This is a genomic window from Pseudorhodobacter sp. (assembly GCF_030452865.1).
In the GTDB taxonomy this organism is placed as follows: domain Bacteria; phylum Pseudomonadota; class Alphaproteobacteria; order Rhodobacterales; family Rhodobacteraceae; genus Pseudorhodobacter.
Genome location: NZ_JAKDLJ010000154.1, coordinates 1 through 7,816 on the forward strand (window position 1 = coordinate 1; position 7,816 = coordinate 7,816).

Here is a 7,816-nt window from a genome sequence, read left to right on the forward strand (position 1 = left end):
GTTTTTCCAAAGCCTCATTCCGCCCCTTCCAGCGCTCGATGATCTTGCACGCGGTTTGCCGAGGCTGAGCGCGACTTCGACGGGCACGGCGGCGTTAAGCCCTCCCCGCATGGCGCTGGGTGGTTTAGCGGTGCTTGCGCTGGTTGCTCTGGCAGTTGCGCTGACGAGTTGAAGCGTGTGCTTCTGTTCCGGTTCACCGGATCAGTAGCCGCGCGCAAATCGTCACCTATCACGGTTTGACCCATCGGAAGTGGTAACTGCGGTTTACAATCTTCGAACAGAAAACCCCGCAGCAAGGGATTGCTGCGGGGGTTTTCTTTTCATCTTTCAACACGGCATCGAATTTCTCGTGCGTCACCACATTCTGCATTCACCCGTCGCTCAATAGCCAGTGCATTTCATCACGACGCCAACGGTGCGGGTCAGAACCCGGATATCGGTCGCCAGTGACAAGGCGCTGTCATAGGCTTCGTCATAGCCTGCGCGCGCTTCAAACGTGGTGTCATTGCGGACGCTGGTTTGCCAGAACCCGGTAATGCCCGGCCGCAGCCGATAATAGGCGGTGCCGGGGTACAGCGCCTGCTGGCTCAGCATGATCGGGCGCGGGCCGACAAGGCTCATCTCGCCGCGCAACACATTCCAAAGCTGCGGCAATTCATCCAGCGAGGAACGGCGCAGGAACTGTCCGAACTGCGTGATTCGCGGATCGCGTTTCAACTTCTGCGTTTCTTCCCATTCCATGCGGGCCGCAGGGTTTGCGGCAAGGTAATCGGCCATGCGGGCATCGGCATCACTGACCATGCTGCGCAACTTCCACATCCGGAAGTGCCGTCCCTCCTGCCCGACGCGCTGCTGCGTATAGAACGCACCACCCCCGTCGCGGCGCACCGCAAAGGCGAGGGCTGCAATCAACGGCACCACCACCGGCGCCGCAAGCACCACCGCGACCACATCGAACGTGCGCTTGGCAACGCGGCGGTAAAAACCGCCGCGACCCGGCGTTGAAGTGCGCGTCAGGAACTCCGCATCCAGCAGCGGACGCTTTACCGCGTCACTGCCTCCTGCAATCATGTCGGAATAACTGATCGTCATTGTCCCGCCCTCAACAACAAACGAGCCATAATATGGCGCAGCTTCGGCTCACGCGGTTGGCATGTGGCCGAAAAAACCAATCCAAAGGCAAAAAACATGCCTGTGGCAAACAAATCCAGACTGACCATGACGTATACTCGGCAACTACGCCCCCATGAGTATTTTATCTTATTTTTAGTAGGTTTGGCGAGATGCGCAGAGGGAAGTTTGCCTTATTTTTTCCTCATTTACGCTACGGCGGGCGACCAAACCCGGTCGGTTTGGTGGAGAATATTGGGCGTTCAATTTAGGGTTGAATTGTGTTTTCCAAATGCACTATGCGCAAGTTGCGCCGGACGAATCACCTTTGGCGCGCCAAATCGGTTTTTGGGTGGCTTCACTGCGTCGGTCGGAGGGGAAATTCGGGGAGAAGCTGTTGTTTCTGTTTTAGAAACAATGATTCTTGCTCTCATGGCAACTCGGTTGCAAACTCCAGAAGTTCGGGCGCTTGTTTCGTGCTCTGCCGTGCCAGTGCAATCGCGACAAAGCCAATCGCACCGACAGTCCCGAGCAGCGGGTAGAGCAGAACAGCGATCCAGATCGGGGCGCCTGCGGTCAAGGATGCCACGACGCCAAGCAAGCCCGCAACGAAACCCGAAAACATAACACCGACGACCATCCTGTCTCTCCATTTTTGTACTTCTGTACTGCGATGCGCCAAACACTGGCGGTTGAACCCGATGATAAGGCTCAACGAGAATCAGGTTGCCCCGCAAATGTGGCGAGAGTCTGGCAATATCGCAGCCTCCGTGTGACTTGCGCGCAAATTCGCACATTCTCCCTCGGGTTGTAAGCGAACTTCCACGCATTTGCCGCAATGACGCGCTATTCCAACCGCATTGGGCCACCAGGCTCTCCGGAGTCAAACGAACCACGGCGATACTTCTGGCGCGGCTGCGCGCAAAACGCGGCTTGCAACGCGGCCCCAGCGCCGTAAAGCTGTGCAAAACCAGCCGAAAAGGTGCCTGTCGTTGAAAATCGCTTATCTCGTCAACACCTACCCGCGCGCCTCGCACAGCTTTATCCGGCGCGAAGTGCAGGCGATGGAGCGTCAGGGGTTCGAGATTTGCCGCTTCGCCATGCGGTCGGATCGACAAACGCTGCTCGACCCCGCCGATGTGGCGGAGGATGATCGCACCGAGCATATTCTGGCGCGAGGATTGTCGCCTATCCTGCTGTCCGCATTTCGCTGGATGATCGCGCATCCCGCACAAACCGCCAAAGCCCTTGCACTGGCGATGCGCTGCGGCGCGCATGGCGCGGGCGGTGGCCCAGGAGCCGGCGGCAGATTGCGCCATCTGGTCTATCTGGCGGAGGCCGCGCATCTCGCGCGCCGTTGTTCGACGTTGCACCTGACCCATGTTCACGCGCATTTCGGCACCAATTCCGCTGCGGTCGCGATGCTGTGCCGTACACTTGGCGGCCCAAAATACAGTTTCACCGTACATGGCCCGGAAGAATTTGACGCGCCGCGTGCCCTGTCCTTGGGCGAAAAGATCGGTCACGCCGCGTTCACTGTCGCCATCAGCAGCTTTGGCCGCAGTCAGCTTTGCCGCTGGGCGGCCCTGCCGGATTGGCCGAAGCTACAGGTCGTCCATTGCGGGGTCGAGCCGCTCCGCTTTGCCGACCCTGCACCTTTGCCCGAGGGCGGGCCGCATCTGGTCGCCATCGGGCGGTTGGCCGAACAAAAGGGCTTTGCGCTGTTGCTGGAGGCGATGGAGAGTGCCGCGCCGAACCTTCCGGGGTTGCGGTTGACGATTGTGGGTGACGGCCCGTTGCGACCCGAACTGGAAGCGGCGCTTGCATCGCGGGGGCTGGTCGGGATCGTGACCCTTGCGGGCTGGCAGGATGAAGCCGGGGTGCGGCGGGCGTTTGCCAATGCGACCGCGCTGATCCTGCCCTCCTTCGCCGAAGGGCTGCCGGTGGTGGTGATGGAGGCAATGGCCAGTGCGCGACCCGTTATCGCAACCGCAATTGCCGGGGTGCCGGAACTGGTGCTGCCGGGCGAAACCGGCTGGCTGGTGCCTGCAGGGGATGCGGCCGCTTTGGCGGGGGCGATCGCTGCCTTGGCCGCCACACCGCGCGAGCGGTTGGAAGCGATGGGCCAAGCAGGAAGGGCAAGGGTAATGGACCGACACGATGTGGATCACGAGGCGGGCAAACTCGCCGCATTGATCGCCGGCGCCGCGCTTTAGCGTCCGCGCGTCCAACCCTGGCCAGCGGGACGCGCCTTCACCATCAGCGACACCACCGCATAGGCCGCTAATCCCGGCGGATCGGACAGGCCGCGCCGCAGAATGCCCGAGAAGCCGAGCGGTGCCTTGCCTTCTCGCGCCAGCAACCCCGGATAAAGGGCGGCGATTTCCCGCACACCTGCGTCCTGTCTGCGCCGGACCCGGACCAAAGCGGCAAACCCCTCGACCATTGGCCAATGGTAGGACGCGGGGCAACCGATGCGCTCCTGCGGGGTGAATTGCAGGCGCGCGAAGGTATCGTCTGATATGATGTCGGGGAAGTCGCCCCAGCGCGCGCGTCCCGCTGTGTTGACCGCGAACAGCCCGTAACCGGGCGCGATGCTTTGCGCGAAAGGCAGGGTTTGCCAGAAGCGGGCATATGCGCGGGTCACGGCGGATTTGGCGCGCGGGACCAGCGCCCGACCGGAGGCATAGCGCGCCGCGTCACCCTTCAGCGTCGCGACGATCTGCGCCATCAGCGCGGCGCACACCACGACATCCGCATCCAGATAGGCGCGCAAATGGCCCTTTGCGACCGCATCACCCGCATTGAGCGCGCCCGGTTTGCCGCCCGTCGTCCGTTCCAGCACCTGAAAACCCCAACCGGCACCTTGCGCCTTGTCAGCAAAGGCGCGGGCTTGTGCCGCCGTGTCATCGCGGCAGCCATTGGCAACCACAATCACCTCGGCCCCTCCCGGCACCGGGTCGGAGGCGAACAGCGCAGCAAGGCAAGGACCGATATACCCCGCCTCATTGCTGGCGGGCACAATGACGCTCAGCAAGCCTTGCACCCGTGCGCCAGCGCCTGCCAGCGCGGGTTCTCATCCCCCAGATGCCGCAATGCGCCCCAACTTCCCCACTTGCTCGGGGCCATCACATCGACAAAAGCATTGAATGGCGCAGGCGTCAGCGCCGCCCAACCCACCTGCAAGCGGTCATACAGCTCACCCATCTGGGGGGAGTAGTTCAGATGGCTAAAAAAAGCTGTCACCTCGGCATCGTCTTGCAGCATCGGCCCCGCCACAACATGGGTGCCGCCCTCATACATCATCAGCACCAGCCCGCGCGCCTTGGCGACCGCTGCGTGAAGCGGCAGAACCTCGGTCAGCAATGCCACCAGCGTATCGCTGGATTGCCCGGTGACAAAGCCGCTTTCCAACTCGGTAAAGGCGCGATCTGTTGCAAGTTCAAAGCGATGCGCTGCGGTGAAATCATCCCGCGCCGCACCGGTCAGCCCTTGTTGATCCGCCTGCGCCACGGCAAGACTTTTGCTGTCGGCCAGCCAACCGCGCAATACCTCCGCCTTGGCGTCAGAGCCCAGCCCGGCGGCGAAATAACCCGTTACTGCATAGGCATCGAAGCTGTCGACCGGGGGCTTGTGCCCTTCGGCCACCGACAGCGGCGCGTCGAGGATTTGCGCCTCCAGCCCGGTCCAGCCGGTTTGCGTGGCAATCACCCGTGTCAGGCGATCCTTGGCCGCAGCGCCGAACACATCGGCCCAGATATCCGCCACTTCCGCCGCGCGCATGCCGTAGAATTGCACCCAGCAATCCTTGGCCTGCCAACGAGTCTGGCATTGTTCATCAGCCCATTTCGCCTGATCGAATTGCCAGTTCCAGACCTCGTTCGAGTATTCCACCTGCGCCCGCAATCCCGGCGCAAGACCGTCGCGCACCGCCTCTGCATAACTGCGCACCAGCGCATCCTGCGCCAGATGCGGCATGGTGAACCAGGCATCGGCACGCAATTCATTGGCCAAAGCGATCATCACCTCGACCGGAACCCCTTTCAGCGCCCAGGTGAAATCCGCGATCTTCGGGCGATCCTCCTCCCGCGACAGTGTGGAATTGTTGGTCGCCATCCAATCCATGAAGCGCAGGCCCTTCACCCCCCGGACCCGGCCAAGCCAGTCGGGGTTGAACAGCGCACCTGCATCAAACGCCGCCAGATGGTCCTGCTGCACGATGGTCATTTCGCGGATTGGGTCGCTGGCATCAATCTCGGTCAGGGTCAGGATTACCCCCCCTTCCCCCGGTGTGAAATCAAACGCCATCCGGCCAGGTGCAACACTGACCGACCCCGCCCGGCCTTCCAGTTTCAGCACCCCTTTGCCGGAATAGCGCAGCACATAGCGTCCGGCGACCTTGCCGGCATCGGCGGGCAAATCGGTCAGAACCAGCGTGGTTATCCCGCTCACACCCGGCGGGATCGCAATCGGCCAGCCATTCGGGTCCAGATAGCCGCCGTCGCGCAGCGCCGCATATTCCACGCCGCCCCATTGCCCCTCCAGATGGCCGATCCATGGCCGCGCGGTTTTCATCACGTCGAGGAATGGCTGCTGCACCGACCAGTCATTCACCCCGGCAAGACCAAGCGACAGGCGCGGGTTGGTGACAGCGCGCGCAGGCTCTACTGCGACGGGTTGCGGAACGGTGGTTCGCTCCGGTGCTTTTGCATCCTCCACCGCAGCGTCAGTTATGGCAGCGGATTTCACGGCAGCAGGCGCTTCGCTGGCCGTTCTCTCTGCCGCCACTTTTGGGTTGGGTTCCGGTGCCACCGCCGCAACCGAGGCCGCAGTTTCTGTTTTTGCCACACGCGCCAAGGCTTCGATCCGAGGCACGTCCGAGGCGCGATATTCCGTCACCGCATCCCATGCGATACGCTGAAACGCCGCAGCTTGCGCGTCTGAGATTACGCCCGCGCGGCTCAGCCAATGCCGGGTCAGCTTTGGCGGCAGGCCTTTGGGGTCTTTGCCGGTGATCACCGCTATATTTACCAGAGCGATAAAATACAGCGCGCGATCATCGGGGTGGGTATCATCATCGAACAGCGCATCAATGCGGGTCACACCCGGCACCCCGCCCGCTGCAACCGCATCCGCCAAGCGCCCCATCGCCTGCCCGACCGGGATCACCCGCACCAAAGGCGCGCCTTCGGGCCGCGCGGCATTGGCCTTGACGGTCATGCCTTCCCACAGTGGCAAATCATCGGTCAGACGTTTACGCCACGGCGTCGCACTGCCGGGATCGCCGGGAATTTCCACCCCCGGACCGCTTTTCAGGCTGGGCCAGGTTTCATAGATGTAGACCTGCGTATCTGGCCGCGCCTCCCATGCCCGCGCGGCGAATTTCGCGACATTCCCGGCGCTATCGTCCCACTCCACATGCGGACCGACCGGCACAGCTTCGGTCAGGACCAGCACCTTGGTCTTGCCTTCCGGCAGGATCGCACGGGCATCGCCCCGCTCTCCTTCCGTGCTATGCTCCCAACTATATTTCAGCGATGCGCCATTGATGACCTGCGCCGCCACTTCCATCTGCACCCCTTCCCGCGCCAGCCCTGCCTCGATCATCGGGGGCAGCGATGGGCCGACAAGGCTGTGGCCGACATAAAGGATATCCGTCAACAGGGCGAAAAGGGACATGGCAGGCTTTCCTACACAATCGTGACAACTTGGCTTGCGCGGCAAAGACTTACCCCGCAACCCCTGTCAGAGCATAGCCGGAGACGACCTGCCAAACCAGCCGTTCAATCGGCAGGGCAGCAGTTTGCGGCAGCGGCGTGGCGGGCTGACCATCGGCGCGCCGCAAGGCATGGGGCAGGCCGACCGGGCTTTGCTGGTAGAGTGTGGCGAAATGCGTCAGCGCGATGATATGGTTGCCAAGATCATTCAGGTGGACAGGGTCTACCTGCCCGGTCGCATCACTCGCAAACAGCGCCTCGCGACGGGACAGACCGGGAATTTCACCCGCCTCCGCGGCGCGCACCACCGCCGCCAGAACCTGTCCGCCCGGAATGACATGGATCACCCCGACCCCCGGCACCGCCATTGCCTGTCGCAGCAAAACCCCTTCCCAAGCCTGCACCCGGTCGCTGTCGATTCGGTGCAGCCAGCCTTGCGGATCGTCCAGCCGGTGCCAGGTTTCATAGAGATAGAGCCGCACATCCGGTCTGCCCGCCCGCGCGGCCTTGGCCCAACGCACCAAGGATTTTGCGCTGTCGTGATGACGGATCGCGTCGCGGATCTCCACCATCTCGGTCAGCACAACGGCATCATACTCGCCCGATGCCAGTGCCGTTTGTGCCGGGCGGTGGTTTGCATGGGCATTTTCTGTGGCGAAACCCGGAACAGCCTCCGCGCCGCGCCAATGCTGATCGAGGCTCGCGCCCCAGCCCAACTGGCTGTGGTGGCGATGGCCGGAATACCCCGCCGCTGCCACCAGTTGATCCAGCATCACCGGCATGTCGCGGCCCACAAGGCTGTGGCCGAGATGATAGACCGACAGCGCCGCTTGCGGTTTGGGGAGTGGCGTCGCATAAGCTGCAACAAGCTCCGCCGCTGTCAGTTCGGGGCGGCGCAACAACCGATATGCGCCAGCGGCCACCGCCCCGGTCAGGGCCAAGCCTCCCATTGAGTAGATCATCGCGCTCCCTGACATCATGTTTTTCCT

6 protein-coding genes are annotated in these 7,816 nt (G+C 62.5%); 1 reads left to right on the forward strand and 5 read right to left on the reverse strand.

The genetic code is table 11. The annotated features are described in order from the left end of the window. Window positions 1-381: 381 nt before the first annotated feature. Window positions 382-1,092 (reverse strand): sugar transferase, encoded by a 711-nt coding sequence (locus L0H65_RS10400; protein ID WP_301458808.1) that lies wholly within the window; start codon window positions 1,090-1,092, stop codon window positions 382-384. 448 nt (window positions 1,093-1,540) lie between these two features. Continuing rightward, window positions 1,541-1,750, reverse strand: a complete 210-nt coding sequence (locus tag L0H65_RS10405; RefSeq protein WP_301458810.1) for a hypothetical protein — start codon at window positions 1,748-1,750, stop codon at window positions 1,541-1,543. Window positions 1,751-2,102: 352 nt separating this feature from the next. On the opposite strand from L0H65_RS10405, the gene L0H65_RS10410 reads away from it, so the two are divergent. Next, window positions 2,103-3,326, forward strand: a complete 1,224-nt coding sequence (locus tag L0H65_RS10410; protein ID WP_301458812.1) for a glycosyltransferase — start codon at window positions 2,103-2,105, stop codon at window positions 3,324-3,326. On the opposite strand, the gene L0H65_RS10415 is transcribed toward L0H65_RS10410, so the two are convergent. The 3 genes from L0H65_RS10415 to L0H65_RS10425 all read right to left on the reverse strand — a co-directional run. Next, the gene (locus tag L0H65_RS10415) at window positions 3,323-4,156 is read right to left on the reverse strand and encodes a glycosyltransferase family A protein (protein ID WP_301458814.1); all 834 of its coding nucleotides are present in this window, start codon (window positions 4,154-4,156) and stop codon (window positions 3,323-3,325) included. The genes L0H65_RS10410 and L0H65_RS10415 overlap by 4 nt on opposite strands. Continuing rightward, window positions 4,141-6,789 carry a hypothetical protein gene (locus L0H65_RS10420; RefSeq protein ID WP_301458815.1) on the reverse strand — a complete coding sequence of 883 codons (2,649 nt, stop codon included), beginning with the start codon at window positions 6,787-6,789 and terminating at the stop codon, window positions 4,141-4,143. Before L0H65_RS10420 ends, L0H65_RS10415 begins: the two co-directional genes overlap by 16 nt. Before the next feature lie 49 nt (window positions 6,790-6,838). Beyond that, window positions 6,839-7,816 (reverse strand): hypothetical protein (locus L0H65_RS10425; RefSeq protein WP_301458817.1); only part of this gene is annotated, 978 nt, incomplete at its 5' end.